This is a genomic window from Corynebacterium sp. 2571A (assembly GCF_055700935.1).
In genome coordinates this window covers 423,453-443,938 of record NZ_JASTTE010000002.1, presented here as the reverse complement: position 1 = coordinate 443,938, position 20,486 = coordinate 423,453, and the positions used below count along the sequence as shown (strand labels likewise).

Sequence of the window (20,486 nt, the reverse complement as noted above, 5' to 3'; positions counted from 1 at the left end):
ACTTCTATGCCACCCCCGACTGCGGCGACGACGGTTCCGCGCCCTCGGGGTAGCCGTTCCCGGCGGCCAGGGACTCCTTGACCTCGGAGGCGTAGACGTCCACGTAGGGCTGGTCCACCATGTCCGCCAGGCGGTGCATGATGAAGTCGGTGAAGGCGCGTGCGGCCTCGTGGGACTCGGGGTCCAGCCCGTTGTCGCGGGCCCAGGCGATGGGGTCGATGGGCTCGCCCACCACCATGCCGACGCGCTTAGGCCGCGGGATCCACGTGCCGATGGGGTTAGCGTCACGGCTGCCGATCATGCCGATGGGGATGACCGGCTCGCCGGTGGCCATGGCCACCCGCGCCATGCCGGTGCGCCCCTTGTAGACGCGGCCGTCCGGGGAGCGCGTGCCCTCCGGGTAGATGCCGAACAGGTCCCCGTTGCCCAGGATGCGCTTGGCGGAAATCAGCATGCCCTCGCTGGCGGACTCGGCGTTGCGCTCTATGGGAACCTGCCCCACCGAGCTGAAGAACCACTTCTGCACGCGGCCGACCAGCCCGGGCGAGGTGAAGTATTCCGCTTTGGCGAGAAAGATAATCTGGCGCGGGCACAGCAGCGGAAAGTAGAAGGAATCCATCACGGCCTGGTGCGTGGACGCCAGGATGGCGGGCCCGTTGGCCGGGATGTTGTCCATGCCGCGCGACCACGGCCGGTTCCATAGGCGCAGCGCCGGGCCGAAGAAAATGTTCTTAAAGGCCCAATACCATTTATTGTGCATCGTCTAACTTTCCTCGTGAACCATGTCCGCCTGGCGCAGTGCCAAATCTGCCACCCCGATCATACCTGCTGCAGATCCCAGGCTGGCGGTAACGACCTCGGCCACCGGGCGGTGCCCCGCGCCGACGATGTCGCGGGCCATGAACTCGCGTGCCGTCTCCAGGTAGAGGTCGGCGTCCTTGCTGACTCCCCCACCCAGCACGATGAGCTCCGGGTCGAGGACGTCCGCCACGATCGACAGGCCCTGGCCGAGCCAGCTGCCCAGATCCTCCATGACGGCAATGCCCAGCGCGTCGCCCGCGCGGGCGGCGGCGGCAATCTCCTCGCCCGAGGGATCGGCCGGCAAGGTGGTGGCATAGTCCGGGCGCAGCTCGTTGGCAGTGTCGGTCAGCGCGGTGCCCGAGGCGTAGCGCTCCAGGCAGCCGCGCTTGCCGCACGAGCACTGACGCCCGCCCGGCACGACCACGAGGTGGCCGAACTCCGGGGCGGTGCCAAAGGCGCCGCGGTAGATGGTCTCCTGCGTCATCAACGTCGCGCCGATCCCGGTGCCCACGGAGAAAAAGACCCAGTCGCGGGCGTGCTGGCCGGCCCCGAAGCGCCACTCGCCCCACGCCGCAGAGTTCGCGTCGTGTTCGAGGCGCACCGGCAGGCCCAGCCGCTCTTCTACCCGCCGGCGCACCGGGGCGTTACGCCACGGCAGGTGCGGCGCGAAGCGGACCACCTCGCAGTCCGGGTCGATGAACCCGGCCACGGCCAGGCCCACGGCCTGGATGGGGTAGGTGTCCTGGAGGCGGCGGACGGCATCGACAAGCGCGTCCTCGAGCCCGTCGGCGGTGTTGGGGGTGGGGACGCTAACGTTATCGATGAGCTGTCCGGCGGGCGTAATCACGCCGGCGCGCAGGTTGGTGCCCCCAATATCCATGCCGATAGTCAACGGCTGCGAGGACTCCGCCTCTGCAGACGAGGGGGCGGGAAAGGCTTTCGACATGCAGTCTAGGATATACCCCCTCCCCCTTAGCGGTCACATCGAAGCAGACGGCGCAGACGCGCGCCCATGACCTCCCACGTCCATTCCTGCTGCACGTACGCGCGCCCGGCCCGGCCCATCTCCTGCCGGCGCTGCGGATTCGACAACAAAGTATCTAAGGCGTCGGTGAGCTCCTCCACGCTTGCCCCGCGCACGACGATGCCCGTGTCTTGCGTGACCGTCTCCGGCGCGCCGCCGGAATCGCCCGCGATGACGGGCACGCCTGCGGCTTGGGCCTCGAGGTAGACGATGCCCAACCCCTCCACGTCGAGCCCGCCTCCGCGGGTGCGCGCCGGCATGGCGAAGATGTCGGCGGCGGCCAAAGCGGCGTTGAGGTCGGCGGTGTCGGCGGCCTCGGCGAAGTGCGTGTCTGGGAAGTACATGCCGGCCAGCGCCTCGAGGCTGGCGCGGTAGCGTCCGCGGCCGACGATGAGCAGCTGGGCGTCGGGATACTGGTCTTTGAGCCGGCCGAAGGCGCGGATGAGCTGGTCCTGACCCTTGCGCGGGACTAGGCGGGAGATGCAGACGACGACGGGGCCGTCCGCGCGCAGGCCGTAGCGGCGGCGGGCGGCGGCGGCCAAAGCGGCGTCGGCGGGGTGGAAATCGTCCGTGTTGACCGCCGACGGCAGGTGCACCCAGTCCAGCTGGGAGCCAAAGGCCGGGCGCAGGCGGCGCAGGGTGTAGCCGGAGATATAGGTCGCCGCGGTGGCGGAGGCGCCGATGAGGCGGAGGGCCTGACGGGCGCCGGGGAGCATCGACCAGCCGACCTCGTGCCCGTGGGTGGTCACGATGACGCGGGTGGCGCCGGCGTCGCGGGCGGCCTTGCCGAGCAACCCCAGCGGGGCGGCGGCGCCGAACCAGACCGTGTCGATACCCTCGCGGCGGATGATCTCCTGCATGGCGCGGGCCGTCGCCGGCGTGGGCAGCATGACCTGGCGGGGCCAGCGGACCACCCGGTAGGGCAGGTCGCGGTCGTAGGAGGCGGCATCGTCGGCGTTTTGGGTCGAGGCGAAGACCATGACCTGGTCCGGCGGCAGGGTGCCGAGGAAATCCCGCAGGTAGGACTGGATCCCGCCGATGGTGGGCGGGAAATCGTTGGTAACAAGCAAAACGCGGGCCATAGGCACCAACTGTACCTATAGCCCGCGCGCGTTTAGTAACGGGAAGCGCCCTGGATGGGCATAGAGTCGACCGGCACGACCTGGACCGGCACGCCGTAGGTCGAGGCGTGGACGACCTGGCCGTCACCGATGTACATGCCGACGTGGGTAACGCCCGGGTAGTAGCCGACGATATCGCCCGGCTGCAGGTCGTTGATGCTCACGCTGGTGCCGCCGGCGATCTGCGCCTGGGAGGTACGCGGGATGCTCACGCCCTTTTGCTGGTAGGCCCAGAACATCAGGCCGGAGCAGTCGAACTCGCTGGGGCCGGCGGCGCCCCAGCCGTACGGGCTGCCGATCTTCGACAGGGCGGCCGCCACGGCGTCCCCGCCCTTGCCGGACAGGCCGGCGATGTCCTCCGGCGACAGCGACGAGCCACCGAACTGGGCCTCCCAGCGGGCGCGGTCCTCGCCGGACAGGGCGTCGACGCGCTCCTCGATGGCGGCCTTCTGCTTCTCCAGCTCCTCCTGCTCCCGCACGAGGCGGTCCTTCTGCTCCTGCAGCTCGCGGGTCTTGCGCTCGGCCTCCTTGACGGCGGCGTCGGCGGCGTCGCGCTTGGACTTGGCGGCGTCCGCGTTAGTCGACATGGTCTCGAGGTCGCGCTGGGCGTCGCGGGAAATCGCGCCCAGGTAGCCGAGGCGCTCCACGGCCGCCTGCGGGTCCCCGCTGGCCAGGGTGGCGGTCAGGCGGTCCATGTTGACGCCCCGGTAGCGCGACTTGGCAATGCCGTTGACGTTGCCGCGCTGGTGGTTGACGGCGGCATCGGCAGCAGCTGCCTCTACCTGGGCGCGGTGGGCGTGCTCGGCGGAGCTGTTGGTGTCTTCTTCTGCCGCGGCGAGCTTGTCCTCGGCCTCTTTGACCTCTTCGCTCTTGGCGGAGACCTTCTGGGCCACCTCGCCCATCTCGGCCAGCAGGGAGTCAACGTCGTCACCGGCCGGCGTGACGGCGGGCTGGTCCGCGCCGTCGGCTTCCTGCGCCACCGCCGCGGGACTCAAGACCGCTGCACCCATCACAACGGCCGTGGTGGCAGCCAACCAGCCGCCGGAGATGCGGCGCATGGAACGGGTGCGCCGCGCAGAATATTCAAGCACGATGACTCTTTCTTCAGTGTCAAATTCTTCAGTGTCAAAAAAGGAGTGAACTAACTTAAAAAACTATAGAGCATCCCGCCGGGGTTTACCAGTCAGGCGCGAAGTTGTTTTCCCACCTTAAGGCGGGAAAGTGGCAAAGATGCAACGGGTGTGACAAAAGAGAAAAACCCCGACCCGCGCGGGGATCGGGGCCAGCCTTAAGAGCGGCTGCGGTAAGTCCTAGAAGCGGACGGCCGAGTGGATCGGCATGTAGTCCAGCGGACGCTCCTGGACCGGGGTGCCGGAATTCAGGGCGTCGATGATGGTGCCGTTGCCGGTGTAGATACCGACGTGGGAAGCGCCACCGTAGTAGGCAACGATGTCACCCGGCTGCAGCTGGTCCAGGGAGACCGGGGTGCCCTGGGCGGCCTGCGCCTGGGAGGTACGCGGGATGGCCTTGCCCACCTGGCCGTAGGCCCAGGAGGTCAGGCCGGAGCAGTCGAAGGAGCTCGGGCCGGCAGCGCCCCAGCCGTACGGAGCGCCGATGACGGAGCGAGCCGCGTCGACGACCTTCTGGCCCTCGGACTTAGCCGGCGCCGGAGCGACCTGTGCGGTGGCGTTGTAGTTAACGTTCTGTGCCTCGCCCAGGGACGGGACGTAGGTCTGGATGTTCGGAACCTTCTCGATGTTCGGGACCTGATCCAGGCCCTGGACTTCGAAAGAGTAGTTGGTGTTCGGGATAACTACCTCGGTAGCGTTCGCAACGCCCGGGACGGCGACGGTAGCGGATGCTGCCACTACGGCGGTGGTCGCGATACGGCGGGTCATGGTTGCGGTCTGACGACGGTGCTTAGCCACGAAAAAACTCCAAATCTTGTTTGGCGCCTACCTTGCCGGGATTCTGTCTATCTCAGTAAGGCTCTGGCCCAGGGGACGGGCCTAACGTTCGTCGGCCGGCAGCAACTTCACTGCCGGCCTCCGTTCGGCCACAACCCTCTTCGTGGGAGCGGCCAGATACGGCGCTTTAAAAAATCTTTAGTTCGGGACTGGCTGCTCGGTGAGCAACGCTGTGTCTCGAATAGGTTACGAAACAATCACGAATTCTGTCTAATTGACCGAAGTGTGTCGCGTTGTAACCGTTTCGTTATACCCCGTTTATCGGACTGAGACGCTCTCAGATTCGCCGGCCTTGGCGCGCACCCCACGCCGCCAAGCGACCCGAACGAGATTACCATGACCTGCGGCAACAACCAAAACGGGACACCCTGAGAGCCCTTAAGCAGGCTCCACCCCACCCGATGAACGCCATCAAGCCACATCCGTATTGTTAGCTTCCTCACACTCGCTATTTGGGGTCTAAATTCCGCGGTTTTTGGGCCCCATTAGGGGCGTGCTTTGGACCCCGATGGGCCTCGAGAAGAGCCCCCTCAGGGCCCCACGCAGCTCCGCTGAAGCCTTATACCCTGCCCCATCGTTAACACGCGCACCAGTACATGGAAACAGATTTAGATGGAGCCTTTCCTCTACATACCTATCGATATAGAGGAATAGAATGCAGCCGGCCGGCACGGTTGGTCGAGCCGCAACCATGGGGCCGTTCTACGGCCACTGGGCACTCCGCACGCGCCCCAAGGGGCCTGGTGGCCTCCCCTCCCCTGGCGGTGGGGCACGAGCGGGCCCAGGAGGCATCGGCAGGCAGTGGGCAAAACAAAACCCGCCAGACTCCCGGGTGGGAGCGGCGGGCTTTGTGAGCGCTAGTTAAAGGATGGCCGGGGTCTTAGTAGCGGCCGTTTTCCTCGTCTTCGCGACGGTTGGCCTCGTTGAGGCGGCGGAACATCTCCGCTTCCTCGGCGGCGTTGTCAGCATGGTGCTGGTTCACGCTCTTGACCACACCCTCGTCGTCGGAGGAAAAGACACCCTGGGTCTCGGCGTCGGCCAGGCCCAGCTCGTTGAGCTGCTTCGGAACCTTGGCACCGGCGTACTTGAGCGGGACCGCGTGGCCGTGCTCGTCGACCGGACCCAGCGGCTGGTGCACCTCGATGAAGGCACCGTTCGGCAGCTGCTTGATGACACCGGTCTCGATGCCGTGCTCCAGGACCTCACGGTCGGAGCGCTGCAGGCCCACACAAATCTTGTAGGTGATGATGTAAGCCAGCGGCGGCAGGACCAGCAGGCCAATACGACCCAGCCAGGTCATGGCGTTCAGCGAGATCTGGAAGAAGTGTGCAACGTGGTCGTTACCACCGGACATGGTCACCAGCAGGAAGAAAGTGATGGCCATGGCGCCGATGCCGGAGCGAACCGGAACGTCGCGCGGACGCTGCAGCAGGTTGTGGTGGGCGTCGTCGCCGGTCATCTTCTTCTCGATGAACGGGTAGGCGAACAGCAGGACAACCATCAGGCCACAGAGCAATGCAACCCAGAAGGCGCTCGGGATGGTGTAGCTACCCAGGTAGAGCTCCCAGGCCGGCATAATACGAGCGACACCGTCAGTCCACAGCATGTAGATATCCGGCTGGGAACCAGCGGAGACCTGCGACGGGTTGTACGGCCCCAGGTTCCAGATGGCGTTAATGGTCAACAGACCAGACATCAGAGCCAAAACGCCGGCAACCATCAGGCCCATACCAATGGCCTTGGTGGCGAAGACCGGCATAATGCGGACGCCAACGACGTTGTTCTCGGCGCGGCCCGGCCCCGGGAACTGGGTGTGCTTCTGGTACCAGACCAGGATGAGGTGGGCAGCGATCAGGCCCAGGATGATGCCCGGGATGACCAGCACGTGCAGGATGTAGAAGCGATCCAGCATCAGGTCGGACGGGAAGTCGCCGTCAAAGATGGCCCAGTGCAGCCAGGTACCGATGATCGGCAGGCCCAGGATGATGGCGGACATAATGCGCAGACCAACGCCGGAGAGCAGGTCGTCCGGCAGGGAGTAGCCGAGGAAGCCCTCGACCATGCCCAGCAGAATCAGCGCGCAGCCAATGATCCAGTTGGCCTCACGCGGGCGGCGGAACGCACCGGTGAAGAAGATACGCAGCATGTGCGCGACCATGGACATCATGAACATCAGGGCTGCCCAGTGGTGCATCTGGCGGACGAAGAGGCCGCCGCGCACCTCGAAGGAAAGGTCCAGGGCGGTCGCGTAAGCACGCGACATCTCCACGCCGTTGAGCGGGGTGTAGGCGCCGTCGTAGATGACCTTGCTGATCGACGGGTCGAAGAACAGCGCCAGGTAGATACCGGTCAGCAGCAGGATGATGAAGCTGTACAGCGCCATCTCGCCCAGCATGAAGGACCAGTGGGTCGGGAAGACCTTGTTGATCTGAGTGCGGATCATGCCGGAGGCAGTGTACCGCGAATCAATGTTGTTACCGATTTCAGCGAGTTTATTGCTCATTATGACTTACGCTCCCAGAATGCCGGGCCGACAGGCTCAATGAAGTTACCCTGCGCGACGAGGTAGCCGTCTTCGTCCACGGTGATCGGCAGCTGCGGCAGAGCACGGGCGGCCGGGCCGAAGACCGGCTTGCCGTACTCCAGCGCGTCGAACTGCGACTGGTGGCACGGGCACAGGATTCGGTTGGTCTGAGCCTCGTACAGCGAGGTCGGGCAACCGATGTGAGTACAAATCTTGGAGTAGGCGTAGTAGTCACCGTGGTGGAAGTCTTCCTGACCCTTGCGCTCGACGGCGCGCTGAGCGTCTGCGTGGCGCAGGCGAATCAGCATGACCGCGTTACGGTTGCCGTGGATCGAGTGCATGTGGTTTTCGTAGACGTCCTTGTCCGGATCGTACAGGTCGCCGTCGTTAACGTCGGATTCTGCCAACGGGAACACGGTCTCCATACCGCCGGCAGCCAAGTCCTCCGGGCGGACGCGCACCAGGCGCGCCAGACCCTTCGTGGTGTAGTGGTTGCCGGACTCGCCCTCGTGCATCTCAGCGATGGTGCTGGTGTCGCGAGCGAGGTAGAGCTTGACGCCCTTTTCGTGCAGGGTCCAGCCGGAGGTCCACAGGGTGCCGTCACCCATGTAGTTCATCTCGTGGCGAACCTTCCACGGGTTCTTGATAGCGCCGCCCAGCGGGGCGATGACCGACAGGCCGAACAGGACGCCGGCGCCGCCGAGCAGACCCATCAGGGTCTTGCGGCGACCCAGGGTGGAGGTCTTCCACGAGTCGTTCAGCAGGGCGGTCAGGGTGCGCCGGTCGACCTCGTCGGACGGGCCGTCGTGGCGACGCTGGACCGAAATCTCTTCCGGAATGATCTTCTTGACGTACTGAATAATAGCGACGCCCAGGCAGATGATTGCCAGACCGGAGAACAAACCCAGCAGCGGGGTGTAGAGCGTGTGCCAAATCAGGCCGTCTTCACCCAGGGTCTTGAACTGCCACGGCCAGAAGAGGTAGACGCCCAAGAAGGCGATGGCCGAGATGATGGAAATCGTCAGCCAGATACCAATGCCGGTGGCTGCGCGCTTCTCTGCCGGGTCTCCCTCGACCGGGAAGCGCTCCTTACGGAAGGCGACGGTGACGTCGTCCAGCTCAGTACCGAGGGCGGCGAGCTCGTCGTTGCTCATGCCCTTCAGTTGAGCGTCGGTGTAGTTGTGATTTACGTTGCTCATGAGCGCGATCCCATCCACATAGCGGCCGCGCACAGCGCGGTGATGCCGATAATCCACATTGCCAGGCCTTCAGAGACCGGGCCGAGACCGCCCAGGTCCCAGCCTGCCGGAGACGGGGTCTCGTTAGCAGACTTGATGTAGGCGATGATGTCCTTCTTCTCGTCAGCGGTCAGCTGGCGATCGGAGAACTTCGGCATGTTCTGCGGGCCGGTCAGCATGGCCTGGTAGATCTCCTGCTCGTTGGCGGGATCCAGGGCCGGTGCGTACTTACCGGAGGACAGTGCGCCGCCCTGGCCGGTGAAGTTGTGGCAGGAGGCGCAGTTCATGCGGAACAGTTCCGAGCCCTTGGCGACGTCCTCGGCCTGAATCTGGCCGTTGTAGTTGGCGCCGCGCAGGGATTCCATAGCGATGGTGCCGTCATCGTTGTAGACGATGTCCGGTCCCCCACCGTTGGCTGCGACGTAGGCCGCCAGGGCCAAGGTCTGCTGCTCGGTGTAGCGCGGGGTCTTGCGCTCCGCTTGGGCGTCGTTAGACATCATCGGCATACGACCGGAGTGAACCTGGAAGTAGACCGAGCCGGCGCCGACGCCGATGAGCGACGGGCCACGCTTGTCGACGCCCTGCAGGTTGGCGCCGTGGCAGGTAATACAAGCGACATCGTAGATGTCCTTGCCTTCCTGGATGAGGGCTTGGTCATCCTTCTGGGCGGTGGCGACCTGAGCGTCCGGCGTCAGGGCGGTAGCCAAAACGCCCGCACCCGTCAGACCGACGGTCAGCGCGAAAGCGCCCGCGAGGGTGCGCTTCATCTTGCGCCGGCGGCGGGTCTTTTTCGCCGCGGCCGCCGCGGTGGTCTCACCCACCGGCGAAGCGTTGTTGTTGGGATTGGTATCCATCATTTTCCTTTTGTGTTACTGGTGTCCGGAAATGAATGGCTGTAGACCGAGATGGCTCGGCTATCTACGGCCTACTGGACGAGGTAGATAACGACGAAAACGCCGATCCACACGACGTCCACAAAGTGCCAGTAGTAAGACACCGCCATGGCAGCGGTTGCCTGCGCCGGCGTGAACTTGGACTTGGCAATGCGAAGCAAAATCACCACGAAGCTCAAAAGGCCACCGGTCACGTGGGCCGCGTGGAAGCCGGTCAGAATGTAGAAGACCGATCCGAACACGCTCGCCTGGACGGTAACACCGTGGTGAATCAGCTCGTACCACTCGAAGGCCATAATGCCCAGGAACAAAACGCCCAGGAGGATGGTCACCGAGTACCAGAGCCGAAGCTTGAATACGTCACCCCTTTCTGCGGCGAAGACGCCGAACTGCGAGGTCACGGAGGAAAGCACCAGGACGCCCGTAATAAGGAAGCCCATAGGCACGTTGATGTGGGCGGTGTGTTCCGCCCAATCGCCTTCCTGACCGTTAGCTCGGGATGTGAACCACATCGCGAACAGTCCGGCGAAGAACATTAACTCCTGCGACAGGAACACGATGGTGCCCACGCTGACCATATTGGGTCGGTTCAGCGCGGCAACACGTGGTGCTGCCATACCTTGATTAGAAACTGCGCTCGTCACGCCTATTAGTATGGCCGTTTCTCGACCCGAATTCATCTAGTTCCCCCCCGCTTTCGCTATTAATTTTTCCGCGCGCAGTCAGCAAAAACACAGGAACGACCGCAACTTTCATTGAGCAACGTTAACTTCGCCGCTAAACCCTCTCCCCAACACCGCCATTCGCGCAGGTCAACGCACCCTAAAGGCTAACAGTCGACAACACCTCACCGCGCCGAATTTCCGCGAGAACGAGACCGCGTCGGGTTGCAACCATTTCCGCCGAAAATCGAATGAGAGATAATTCACGTTCCGCGGCCGGCAAAACCGCAGGCTTGCAACTTTCGTATTACCCCCAGACGAAAATCGCTATAACGAGGGCTTTTAGCACCGACGGCCGGGCGGAAGCCGGCGGGCGCTCCCCCGGCATCGCCAGCAAAACCCAGGCATTTCCCACGCGAGCAAAATTTTCTGGAATTCGCGGGAACTTTCTGGAACAAGATACGACGAAGGCCCCGAGCCTCCCACTCAGGGAGACCCGGGGCCATGTCGTCTAAGAAGCTGCGGGGCGCCTACGGCGCGCAGTGTAAAGCTAGTGCTTTTCCTTCGGCAGGCCGTACTGCAGCGAGAGCTTGGCGGTAGCCCACACCAGCATGATAGCGCCCAGGACAATCATCCAGTAGTACATGAAGATGATGCCCAGACCCAGGACCGCGATGGCCATAGTCATCATGAACGGCCAGATGGAACCCGGGGAGAAGAAGCCCAGGATGCCGGCGGAATCCTCGGTCTCCGCCTCTTCCCAGTCCTCCGGGAGGACGTCAGAACGGGCGTCGGTGAACTGGATGTAGACCGCGAGCATCAGGGCCAGCAGGGCCGCAAGTGCCATGGCGACCATACCTGCCCACTCGGGGCCGTGGCGGTAGCCGTCGTCCTTAACGAAGTTGACGGCGAAGATGTAGACGATTTCGGAGATCAACAGGTATGTGAAGATCCCGTAAAAGACTTTTGCACCTACACGCATGGTTCAATATCTCCTTATGCCTGTGCCTTGTCGTTGGCGTCAACGTAGTTGTCGCCATGATGGGTGTCGCGCTGCGAGTTGAACGGCTGGGTCGAGGTGGCATACGGAGCTTCACCGATGTGCGCCAGGGCCTCAGAGTTCGGAGCGTCCGGGTTGTCGATGCGGTACTGCATGTACTCCTCGAACTTCTCCGGGGAAACGGCACGCAGCTCGAAGTTCATCATCGCGTGGTAGGTACCGCACATCTCAGCACAACGGCCGACGAAGGCGCCTTCCTTGTCGATGCTTTCCACCTGGAAAGCGCGCTCCTGCTGGTTGTTCTCCGGGTGTGCGTACACGTCGCGCTTGAACAGGAACTCCGGAATCCAGAAACCGTGCGAAACGTCGCCGGAAGCCAGGCGGAACTCAATCGCGGTGTTGGTCGGCAGGACCAGAACCGGAACCTCTTCGGTGGTACCGACGGTCTCGATGTCGTTGAAGTTCAGGTAGGAGATGTCACCCTTGGACTTGCCGTGAATCGGGTTAGCGTTCTCGGTGCCCTCCGGGTCGATGGCGGATTCTTCCGCCAGACGGTTGCTCTCCTCATCGGTGCCGTCGTAGTCCTGGCCGCCAGCCAGCGAACCGTCGACGGCGGCGTAGCCGAACTTCCAGTTCCACTGGTAAGCGGTCACGTCCACGGTCACCTTCGGGTCCTTGTCCAGGGCGGTGACCTTCTGCTGGGTCTGAACCGTGAAGAAGAACAGGGCCGTAATGATGATGATCGGGATAACCGTCAGCACCAGCTCCAGCGGGACGTTGTACTGCAGCTGCTTCGGGAACTCGCCCTTGCCCTGCTTCTTAGCCCGCTTGGCGCTCCACCGGAAGATGGCCACCAAGAACAGGCCCCACATGATGATACCGATAGTCCATGCAGCAACCCAGACCCAGATCCAGAAGTTGTACATCGCTTCTGCCTCCGGGGTAATGCCCCGCGGCCAGCCGAATCCCAGGACCTTGTTTACGGCCTCGGGAGCCTGCACATCACAGGCTGCGAGAGCACTGCCACCAAGTGCCAGTGCGCCCGCTAGACCAGCCTTCCGGGCCAGGTTGCGCTTATTACGCTGTCCCACGTGTGTTCTGCCTTTCTGTCCACACAAACTTCTTAAACGCTCTCAGAGCATTCCTATCTGTTTAGGATAGTGGATCCAGCTCGCATTTCTTAGCCGAATCCCAAGAATAGTCGCGCGCATTCCTTTGCCCGCGACCGTAACGGCCGATTATGTTACATGGTCATCGGCCTCTGCCGTGGATTATGCCCTTTAACTGCGATTTCTTCCCTGTTACCCAATTCACAGGCACTTGGGCTGGCTATCATCCGAAAGTTCGCCCCTAAAGGTGGAAGCTACGCCGCTGGCCCACCCCGCGGCGGCAGCCGGCCGCCGTCCACAGGTCGCCCACAGCCAGTCCGCAGCCCCGCCCTCGGAGCGCCAATAGCTATCTACGCCCCGCGCCCCGTAAAATGCCAAGTTGTTCAGAAACTTTCTTAGCAAGGAGCGAGACCCGTATGTGCGGACTTTTGAGTTTGCTAGCCGCGAATCACAACGCCACGGACTACGTCCAGGCCGTTGAGGACGGACTGCCCTGTATGCGCCACCGTGGTCCGGACGCGGCCGGAACCTGGCACGACGACGACGCCGTCTTCGGCTTCAACCGCCTGTCCATCATCGACCTGGAGCACTCCCACCAGCCGCTGCGCTGGGGCCCGGCCGATGCCCCGGACCGCTACGCCCTGACCTTCAACGGCGAAATCTACAACTACCTGGAGCTGCGCGAGGAGCTACAGGCCGCCGGCTACACCTTTAATACGGAAGGCGACGGCGAGCCCATCGTCGTCGGCTACCACCACTGGGGCGCGGACGTGGTCAACCACCTGCGCGGCATGTTCGGCATCGTCATCTGGGACACTCAGACCAAGACGATGTTCGCCGCCCGCGACCAGTTCGGCATCAAGCCGCTCTACTACGCCACCACCTCCGCCGGCACGGTCTTCGCCTCCGAGATGAAGTCCATCCTGGCTATGGCCGAGACCATCGGTCTAGATTTGAGCCTTGACAAGCGCGCCATCGAGCACTACGTGGACCTGCAGTACGTGCCGGAGCCGGAGTCCCTGCACGCCAACATCCGCCGCGTCGAATCCGGCTGCACCGTGACCCTGAAGCCCGGCGGCGAGGTCGTCGCCGACCGCTACTTCCGCCCGACCTTCCCGGTCCAGAAGGTCGCTCAGGGCCAGGAGCAGCAGCTCTTCGACCGCATCGCGCGCGCCCTGGAGGACTCCGTCGAGAAGCATATGCGCGCGGACGTGACGGTCGGCTCCTTCCTCTCCGGCGGCATTGACTCCACGGCCATCGCCGCGCTGGCCAAGCGCCACAACGAAAACCTACTGACCTTTACCACCGGTTTTGAGCGCGAGGGCTACTCCGAGGTCGACGTCGCCGCGGAATCCGCCGCGGCCATCGGCGTCGAACACATCGTCAAGATCGTCTCCCCGGAGGAGTACGCCGACGCCGTGCCGAAGATCATGTGGTACCTGGACAACCCGGTCGCGGATCCTTCGCTGGTCCCGCTGTACTTCGTGGCCCAGGAGGCCCGCAAGCACGTCAAGGTGGTGCTGTCCGGTGAGGGCGCCGACGAGCTCTTCGGCGGCTACACAATATATAAGGAACCGCTCTCCCTGGCGCCGTTTGAGAAGATCCCCTCTCCCCTGCGTCGCGGGCTGGGCCAGCTCTCCCGCATTCTGCCGGAGGGCATGAAGGGCAAGTCGCTGCTCAACCGTGGCTCGATGACCATGGAGGAGCGGTACTACGGCAACGCCCGTTCCTTCAACTTCGAGCAGCTCCAGCGCGTCCTGCCGTGGGCCCGCCGCGAGTGGGACCACCGCGAGGTCACCGCCCCGATCTACGCCCAGTCCCAAGACTTTGATCCAGTCGCCCGCATGCAGCACCTGGACCTGTTTACCTGGATGCGCGGCGACATCCTGGTCAAGGCGGACAAGATGAACATGGCCAACTCCCTGGAGCTGCGCGTGCCCTTCCTGGACAAGGAGGTCTTCAAGGTTGCCGAGACCATCCCGCACGACCTGAAGATTTCCCACGGGACCACCAAGTACGCGCTCCGCAAGGCGCTGGAGCAGATCGTTCCGCCGCACGTGCTGCACCGCAAGAAGCTGGGCTTCCCGGTGCCCATGCGCCACTGGCTGGCCGGCGACGAGCTCTACGGCTGGGCCCAGGACCAGATCAACGCCTCGCAGACCGAGGACATCTTCAACAAGGAGGCCGTCCTGGAGATGCTCAAGGAGCACCGCGACGGCGTCAGCGACCACTCCCGCCGCCTGTGGACGGTCCTGTCCTTTATGATCTGGCACGGCATCTTCGTCGAAGACCGCATCGATCCGCAGATCGAGCAGCGCGACTACCCGGTCAAGCTCTAACGCCTGCCAGGTTCGCCACTGAAGATGGCTGAAGATAGCTAAAGCTTTGGGCTCGGCCCCTCCCGTTGCAGGAGGGCCGAGCCCAAAGCTTTGTATGCGTTGCGGCGAACAGGTGTGCTCGCCGCCGACGGCTATTTAGTTGAAGGAATCACCGCAGGCGCAGGAACCGCCGGCATTCGGGTTGTCGATGGTGAAACCCTGCTGCTCGATGGTGTCGGCGAAGTCGATCTTGGCGCCGGTCAGGTACGGCACGGACATCTTGTCCACGACGAGTTTCACGCCGCCGACCTGGTCGACCTTGTCGCCGTCCAGGGTGCGGTCATCGAAGTACAGCTGGTAGCGCAGGCCGGCGCAGCCGCCCGGCTGGACAGCAATACGCAGGGACAAATCGTCGCGGCCCTCCTGATCGAGCAGGGCCTTCGCCTTGGCGGCGGCGGCCTCGGTCAGGATGACGCCAGTAGCAGATGCTGGGGCGGTCATAAATACTCCTTGTTCGACTTGATTGTTCGACTGTGCGTCGTATCTTAGTGCTCTCCACCACCCTACTCGCCTCACTACCGTCAAGAAAGGCTGACGTGCCCGGCGGCGGGGTCATGGCTTGTATTACTGTTCAACCGCGCGGGCGCGGGGCTTATTCCACTTTAGCCAACCAACCTTGTAACCTTGGGTGTTGTGAAACTACCGTGGCAAAAAGACAATCAGGACGCCGCTGCAGCGGAGAACGCCGACCAGTCGGCCAGCGCCGGCTCGGCCGCGCACAACGGCAAGGCTGACGCAGGCGAGGCCGGCCAGAACTACCCGAAGGGCTACACTCCGCCGAAGGGCCGGCCGACCCCGAAGCGTGCGGATCAGGAAATCGCCAAGGGCGTTATCCGCGACCCGCACCGCATGTCTACTGCGCAGGCGCACCAGAACCGCAAAGAGCTGAAGAAGTCCATGTCCAAGGAAGAATGGAAGGACTACAAGGCCAAGGAGCGCGAGGAGCAGCGCAAGCGCAACCGCGAGACCCAGGAGCGCATGGCCGCCGGCGACGAGCGCTACCTGCCGGCTCGCGACCGCGGCAAGGAGCGGGCTTATGCCCGCGACGTCGTCGACGTCGCGAATAGCCCCCTGCGCTTTACGATGCCCGGTGCGCTGGCCTTGCTGCTGTTCATGTTCGTCGGCACCTTCGTCCCGAGCATCTCCCCGGCGGTCTCGGCCGTGGGCATGGTCTTTATCCTGCTCTTCGCCGTGCTGGCTATCCTGCACGGCCGCCGCGTCAACAACGCAGTAAGGGTGAAGTTCCCCGGCACCACCGCGACCGGCTTCAGCCTCGGCAGCTACGCGGTGGGGCGCGCGACTCAGCCGCGCAAGTGGCGCGTTCCGCGCCCGCGGGTTAAGCCGGGCGAGGCGCTGGCCTAGTCATGGTGGAGTTGCAGGCGGATAGCGCGGCCGGCATCGGCGCGGCCGAGCGGCGCGAGCTCGCAGCCAAGGTGGCCTTAAACCCGCAGGCCGCCGCCCTGGGGCGGATGGCCCTGCCGGTGGTCTGGCTGGCCGGCTGCCAGCAGCGGGTCAGCCCGCAGCCGGTGGCCCGGCCGCGGGTGGTGGTCTTTGCCGGGGACAACGGCATCGCCCACGCCGACGCGCCGGTGTCGCAATGGCCGGCTAGCTTCACCAAGGACTCGGTCCAACAACTTTCCGAGCACACCGGGCCGATTGAGTTTCTGGCCAGCCAGGCTGGGGCGCGCGTGCGTCTTATCCAGGCGGGTACCTCCGCCCCGATCGACAGCGCTGATGCGATGGACGCGGAGCTGGCCGCCCAGGCCTTCGACATCGGTATTAGGGCCGCCGACGCCAGCGCCGACGAAGGTGACGACTTGGTGATCCCGGCTGATATCGGCGTCGGTAACAACACCGTGGCCGCCGCCCTCGTCGGCCGCGTGACCGGCACCGAGCCGGTGGCCATCGTCCCCCACGGCGCGCAAGTCCCGACGGAGCAATGGAAGCAGCAGGTCAGCGTCGTCCGCGACGCAATGTTCCGCAGCCGCGGCCTGGCCGACGAGCCGGCCGAGCTCATCCGTCTGCTGGGCTCGCCGGCGTTTGCCGCCGAGGTCGCCTTCATCGCGCAGTCGGCCGCGCGCCGCACCCCGGTGCTCATCGACGGCTCCTTCGGCGCCGCCGCGGCCATGCTGGCCGAGCGGCTAAGCCCGGGCACCCAGGAATGGGTCTTTATCGCGACCTCCACCGCCACCCCGGCCTTCGAGCGCGCCGTGGCGGACCTCGGTCAGGAGCCCTGGCTGGATCTGGCGGTTACGGCAGGCCAGGGCCTGGGCGCCCTGTCCGCCCTGCCGCTGATGAATTCGGCCGTGGAGCTTATCGCCACGGCCCTGGCGGACTAACTCCGCGGCAGCGCCGGGGCTAGGACCGGCCGCCTAGACCAGCGTGTGCAGCCACCCGTGGGTGTCGGGCTGGCTGCCGCGCTGGATGTCGGTGAGCTGCTTGCGCAGCGCCATGGTGACCTCCCCCGGCTCGTTGCCGTTGATGGTGAAGTCCACGTCCTTGCCCAGCACGCGGCCGACCGGGGTGATGACGGCGGCGGTACCGCAGGCAAAGGACTCGGTCATCTCGCCACTGTCGACTGCCGCGTGCCACTCCTCGGCGGAGATGCGGCGCTCCTCCACCTCGTAGCCGGCATCCTGGGCGACCTGCAGCAGGGAGTCGCGGGTGATGCCGGGCAGCAGGGAGCCCGACAGCGCCGGGGTGACGATCCGGGCCTTGTCGCCGCTGCCGTAGACGAACATCAGGTTCATCCCGCCCATTTCCTCGATGTATTTGCGCTCCAGCGCGTCCAACCAGACGACTTGGTCGCAGCCCTTCTCGTCGGCCTGGGCCTGCGCCAGCAGCGAGCCCGCGTAGTTGCCGGCGAACTTCGCCGCGCCGGTGCCGCCTGGGGCCGCGCGAACGTAGTCGGTGGACAGCCAGACAGAGACCGGCTTAACGCCGCCGGTGAAATACGCCCCAGCCGGGGAGGCGATGACGATGTAGCGGTAGGACTTAGCCGGGTGGACGCCCAGGGAGACCTCCGTGGAGATCATGAACGGGCGCAGGTAGAGGGAGTCTTCCCCGCCGGCGGCCGGGACCCAGTCCTTATCGACGGCGACCAACTGGGCTAGGGAGTTGGTGAATTCCTCGGCGGGCAGCGGCGGCATCGCCAAGCGCTCGGCCGAGTGGATCATGCGCTCGGCGTTCTGCTCCGGGCGGAAGGTGGCCACGGTGCCATCCGGCTGGCGGTAGGCCTTGATGCCCTCGAAGATGGCCTGGCCGTAGTGGAAGACGTTGGAGGCCGGCGACATCTCCATGGGGCCGAAGGGGCGCACCTGGGCGTCGTGCCAGCCTTCCTCCTCGTTCCAGTCGATAGTGACCATGTGGTCGGTGAAATAGCGGCCGAACCCCGGGTTGTCGAGGATCTCGGCAATCTTTTCCGGGCTGGTCGGCTGGTCGGTACGGGTTACGGTGTAGTCAAGCAAAGTCATGTCCACACTCTACTCCGCCTTTTGGTCACCCAACCGGTTTTTATTAGCGAAACCCTTTGACCGCCGCCGCCCACCCCGCCCTTCGTCCCACCTGTTGGGAAACCGCGGGGCCAAACCTTCCCCGGCCCGGCCTGCTGGCCGCTACAGTGGGGCCATACCCTAAAAATAGCTACCCCACCCCGCTGCCGGCGGGACGGGCAGACTATAGTGACGGCTTTTAATAGGAGGATGACAACTATGGCTAAGAAGAAATCCCCAATCGAGATCCCGGGCGCCGGCGTGGTTCCCGCGGTTAAGCTCGCGAAGAAGATCCCGGAGAAGGCGCAGGCCTTGGTCATCGGCATCTTCGCCAGCGATGACGGCGTGGAGATCCCCGCGTCCGCGGCGCTGGACGGCGACGCCCTGCGCACCGTCCTCGACCAGCTGCTGGCCGTCGGCGCCACGGGCAAGGCCGGATCGGTCCACCGCATCCCGGCCCCGCCCGAGGTCGGCACCGACTCCATCGTGGCGGTCGGCCTCGGCAAGGCGGAGCAGCTGGACGACGAGAGCCTGCGCCGGGCCGCCGGCAGCGCCGCCCGGGCCGTCCAAGGCCTGAATAAGGTGGCCACCACCCTGCACGAATTCGGCCTGGCCGCCGCCGTCGAGGGCATCATCCTGGGCGGCTACGTCCACCGGGGCTTGCGTTCCGACAAGCTGCCGGCGGACAAGAAGCCGGCGACTGTCTCCTTCCTCCTGCGGGACAAGAAGGACGCGGCCACCAAGAACGAGTTCAACGCGGCCCGCGCCATCGCCCAGGCCACCGTCTTCACCCGCGACCTGGTCAACTGCCCGTCCAACGAGCTCTACCCCTCCGTCTACGCGGACATCCTGTCCTCCCACGCCACCGCCGCGGGCCTGGACGTCGAGGTGCTGGACGACAAGCAGCTGAAGAAGGAAGGCTTCGGTGGCATCCTGTCCGTGGGCCAGGGCTCGGCCCGCCCGCCGCGCCTGGTACGCCTGATCTGGAACCCGTCTAAGGCGAAGCGCCACGTCGCGCTGGTGGGCAAGGGCATCACCTTCGACACCGGTGGCATCTCGCTGAAGCCGGGTGCCGGCATGTGGGACATGATCATGGACATGGGCGGTTCGGCCGCCGTGGCCGCCGCCACCCTGGCCGCGGCCTACCTCAAGCTGGACGTGACGGTCACCGCGACCATCCCGCTGGCCGAGAACATGCCGTCTGGTTCCGCCACCCGCCCGGGCGATGTCATCACTCACTACGGCGGCACCACCTCCGAGGTGCTCAACACCGACGCTGAGGGCCGCCTGGTGCTGGCCGACGCCATCGCGCGCGCCAGCGAGGACAAGCCGGACTACCTCATCGACACCGCTACCCTGACCGGCGCCCAGATGGTTGCGCTGGGCAAGCGCACCGCCGGCGTCATGGGTACCGAAGAGTTCCGCGACGAGGTCGCCAACATCGGCCGCCGCGTGGGCGAAAACGCCTGGGCCGTGCCGCTGCTGGAAGAGCACAACGAGTCGCTGAAGTCGGATAACGCCGACATCCGCAACATCAACGCCCAGCGCGAGGGCGGCATGCAGTTCGCCGGCACCTACCTGCAGCACTTCGTCGGCGAGGGCATCGACTGGGCCCACATCGACGTCGCCGGCCCCGCCTGGAACGGCGACGGCGCCCGCGGCTACACCCCCAAGCGCGCCACTGGCGTGCCGACCCGCACCATCATCGCCGTCCTGCAGCAGGTCGCCGGGGCGGGCAGCACCGACGCGGCCGAGGCCACCACCGACGACGAGGATTAATCGTTCGAGGACTAATCCCTTAAGAATCGGGATTTTCGCCGCGCTCAAACCGGGCGCGGCGAATTTTTTGTTCTTCCCGCTTGCGCAGGATCCGGTCGCGTTCCATCTTGCGGCGCATCCGCTCCGGGTAGCCGGTCTCCTCGACGTCGTAGATCGGGCAGTCCAACAGCTTGGCCACGGCGTCGATGCCCTTGGGGCCGCCGATGCGCCGCCGGATGAAGTCGCCGCCCTCATCGACGACGACCACCGACATCTCGTTAACGATGGTCTCCGGCTCCACGAAGGCCTCGACCCACCCGCGGGGGCGCGCCCAGCCCTGCAGATCGCGTGCATCCTGCTCACGGATGGTTTCCCCGGGGGCGCGGGGCGGCTTCAGCGGGGACTTAGAGCGACGTCGGCGGAAAGGGTTGAACACGGCACACTATCCTAGTGATGTAGACAGTTTCCCGGTAACTCACACCTAGTCTTCGGCAGCCTGTGAGGCGGAACACCGCTTTAG

At 64.8% G+C, this 20,486-nt stretch carries 18 protein-coding genes; 4 read left to right on the top strand and 14 right to left on the bottom strand.

What is annotated here, in order from left to right; all coding sequences use genetic code 11:
- Positions 1-4 precede the first annotated feature (4 nt).
- The 11 genes from QQS53_RS05490 to ctaC all read right to left on the bottom strand — a co-directional run bounded on the left by QQS53_RS05490 (position 5) and on the right by ctaC (position 12,321).
- Complete coding sequence (locus tag QQS53_RS05490; RefSeq protein WP_472774892.1) at positions 5-760, bottom strand: lysophospholipid acyltransferase family protein; 756 nt, start codon at positions 758-760, stop codon at positions 5-7.
- A gap of 3 nt (positions 761-763) precedes the next feature.
- A complete protein-coding gene (locus QQS53_RS05485) occupies positions 764-1,747 on the bottom strand; it encodes an ROK family protein (RefSeq protein ID WP_472774891.1) in 984 nt (327 codons plus the stop codon).
- 26 nt (positions 1,748-1,773) lie between these two features.
- Positions 1,774-2,907, bottom strand: a complete 1,134-nt coding sequence (locus QQS53_RS05480) for a glycosyltransferase family 4 protein (protein WP_472774890.1) — start codon at positions 2,905-2,907, stop codon at positions 1,774-1,776.
- Positions 2,908-2,939: 32 nt separating this feature from the next.
- Positions 2,940-4,037: a C40 family peptidase gene (locus tag QQS53_RS05475; protein ID WP_472774889.1), complete on the bottom strand. Its 1,098-nt coding sequence runs from the start codon at positions 4,035-4,037 to the stop codon at positions 2,940-2,942.
- A gap of 219 nt (positions 4,038-4,256) precedes the next feature.
- Entirely contained in the window at positions 4,257-4,874 is a 618-nt protein-coding gene (locus QQS53_RS05470; RefSeq protein ID WP_472774888.1) for a C40 family peptidase, read from the bottom strand.
- 919 nt (positions 4,875-5,793) lie between these two features.
- Positions 5,794-7,416 carry a cytochrome bc1 complex cytochrome b subunit gene (gene qcrB / locus QQS53_RS05465; RefSeq protein ID WP_472774887.1) on the bottom strand — a complete coding sequence of 541 codons (1,623 nt, stop codon included), beginning with the start codon at positions 7,414-7,416 and terminating at the stop codon, positions 5,794-5,796.
- Positions 7,416-8,636 (bottom strand): cytochrome bc1 complex Rieske iron-sulfur subunit, encoded by a 1,221-nt coding sequence (gene qcrA / locus QQS53_RS05460; protein WP_472774886.1) that lies wholly within the window; start codon positions 8,634-8,636, stop codon positions 7,416-7,418. The genes qcrB and qcrA overlap by 1 nt, the downstream gene beginning before the upstream one ends.
- Complete coding sequence (gene qcrC, locus QQS53_RS05455) at positions 8,633-9,532, bottom strand: cytochrome bc1 complex diheme cytochrome c subunit (protein ID WP_070769622.1); 900 nt, start codon at positions 9,530-9,532, stop codon at positions 8,633-8,635. The genes qcrA and qcrC overlap by 4 nt, the downstream gene beginning before the upstream one ends.
- Before the next feature lie 68 nt (positions 9,533-9,600).
- Positions 9,601-10,212, bottom strand: a complete 612-nt coding sequence (gene ctaE, locus QQS53_RS05450) for an aa3-type cytochrome oxidase subunit III (protein ID WP_448232861.1) — start codon at positions 10,210-10,212, stop codon at positions 9,601-9,603.
- 568 nt (positions 10,213-10,780) lie between these two features.
- Positions 10,781-11,212 carry an aa3-type cytochrome oxidase subunit IV gene (gene ctaF, locus QQS53_RS05445; RefSeq protein WP_070769620.1) on the bottom strand — a complete coding sequence of 144 codons (432 nt, stop codon included), beginning with the start codon at positions 11,210-11,212 and terminating at the stop codon, positions 10,781-10,783.
- 14 nt (positions 11,213-11,226) lie between these two features.
- Positions 11,227-12,321, bottom strand: a complete 1,095-nt coding sequence (gene ctaC / locus QQS53_RS05440; protein ID WP_472774885.1) for an aa3-type cytochrome oxidase subunit II — start codon at positions 12,319-12,321, stop codon at positions 11,227-11,229.
- A 434-nt stretch (positions 12,322-12,755) separates the two neighbouring features.
- Here ctaC and asnB point away from each other — a divergent pair, with 434 nt between their 5' ends.
- Positions 12,756-14,678: an asparagine synthase (glutamine-hydrolyzing) gene (gene asnB, locus QQS53_RS05435; protein ID WP_472774884.1), complete on the top strand. Its 1,923-nt coding sequence runs from the start codon at positions 12,756-12,758 to the stop codon at positions 14,676-14,678.
- Positions 14,679-14,813: 135 nt separating this feature from the next.
- Here asnB and QQS53_RS05430 read toward each other — a convergent pair whose 3' ends face one another.
- Positions 14,814-15,158, bottom strand: coding sequence for a HesB/IscA family protein (locus QQS53_RS05430; protein ID WP_472774883.1), 345 nt, complete (start codon positions 15,156-15,158; stop codon positions 14,814-14,816).
- Positions 15,159-15,350: 192 nt separating this feature from the next.
- On the opposite strand from QQS53_RS05430, the gene QQS53_RS05425 reads away from it, so the two are divergent.
- A complete protein-coding gene (locus QQS53_RS05425) occupies positions 15,351-16,079 on the top strand; it encodes a DUF3043 domain-containing protein (protein WP_472774882.1) in 729 nt (242 codons plus the stop codon).
- Between the two features lie 2 nt (positions 16,080-16,081).
- Positions 16,082-17,056, top strand: a complete 975-nt coding sequence (locus tag QQS53_RS05420; RefSeq protein ID WP_472774881.1) for a nicotinate-nucleotide--dimethylbenzimidazole phosphoribosyltransferase — start codon at positions 16,082-16,084, stop codon at positions 17,054-17,056.
- A gap of 33 nt (positions 17,057-17,089) precedes the next feature.
- Here the strand turns inward: QQS53_RS05420 and QQS53_RS05415 are convergent, their stop codons facing one another.
- Complete coding sequence (locus tag QQS53_RS05415) at positions 17,090-18,190, bottom strand: branched-chain amino acid aminotransferase (RefSeq protein WP_472774880.1); 1,101 nt, start codon at positions 18,188-18,190, stop codon at positions 17,090-17,092.
- 237 nt (positions 18,191-18,427) lie between these two features.
- Here QQS53_RS05415 and QQS53_RS05410 point away from each other — a divergent pair, with 237 nt between their 5' ends.
- Positions 18,428-19,987, top strand: a complete 1,560-nt coding sequence (locus QQS53_RS05410; protein ID WP_472774879.1) for a leucyl aminopeptidase — start codon at positions 18,428-18,430, stop codon at positions 19,985-19,987.
- Positions 19,988-20,006: 19 nt separating this feature from the next.
- On the opposite strand, the gene QQS53_RS05405 is transcribed toward QQS53_RS05410, so the two are convergent.
- On the bottom strand, positions 20,007-20,402 hold the full coding sequence (locus tag QQS53_RS05405) for an oxidoreductase (protein ID WP_472774878.1): 396 nt from the start codon (positions 20,400-20,402) through the stop codon (positions 20,007-20,009).
- Positions 20,403-20,486 lie beyond the last annotated feature (84 nt).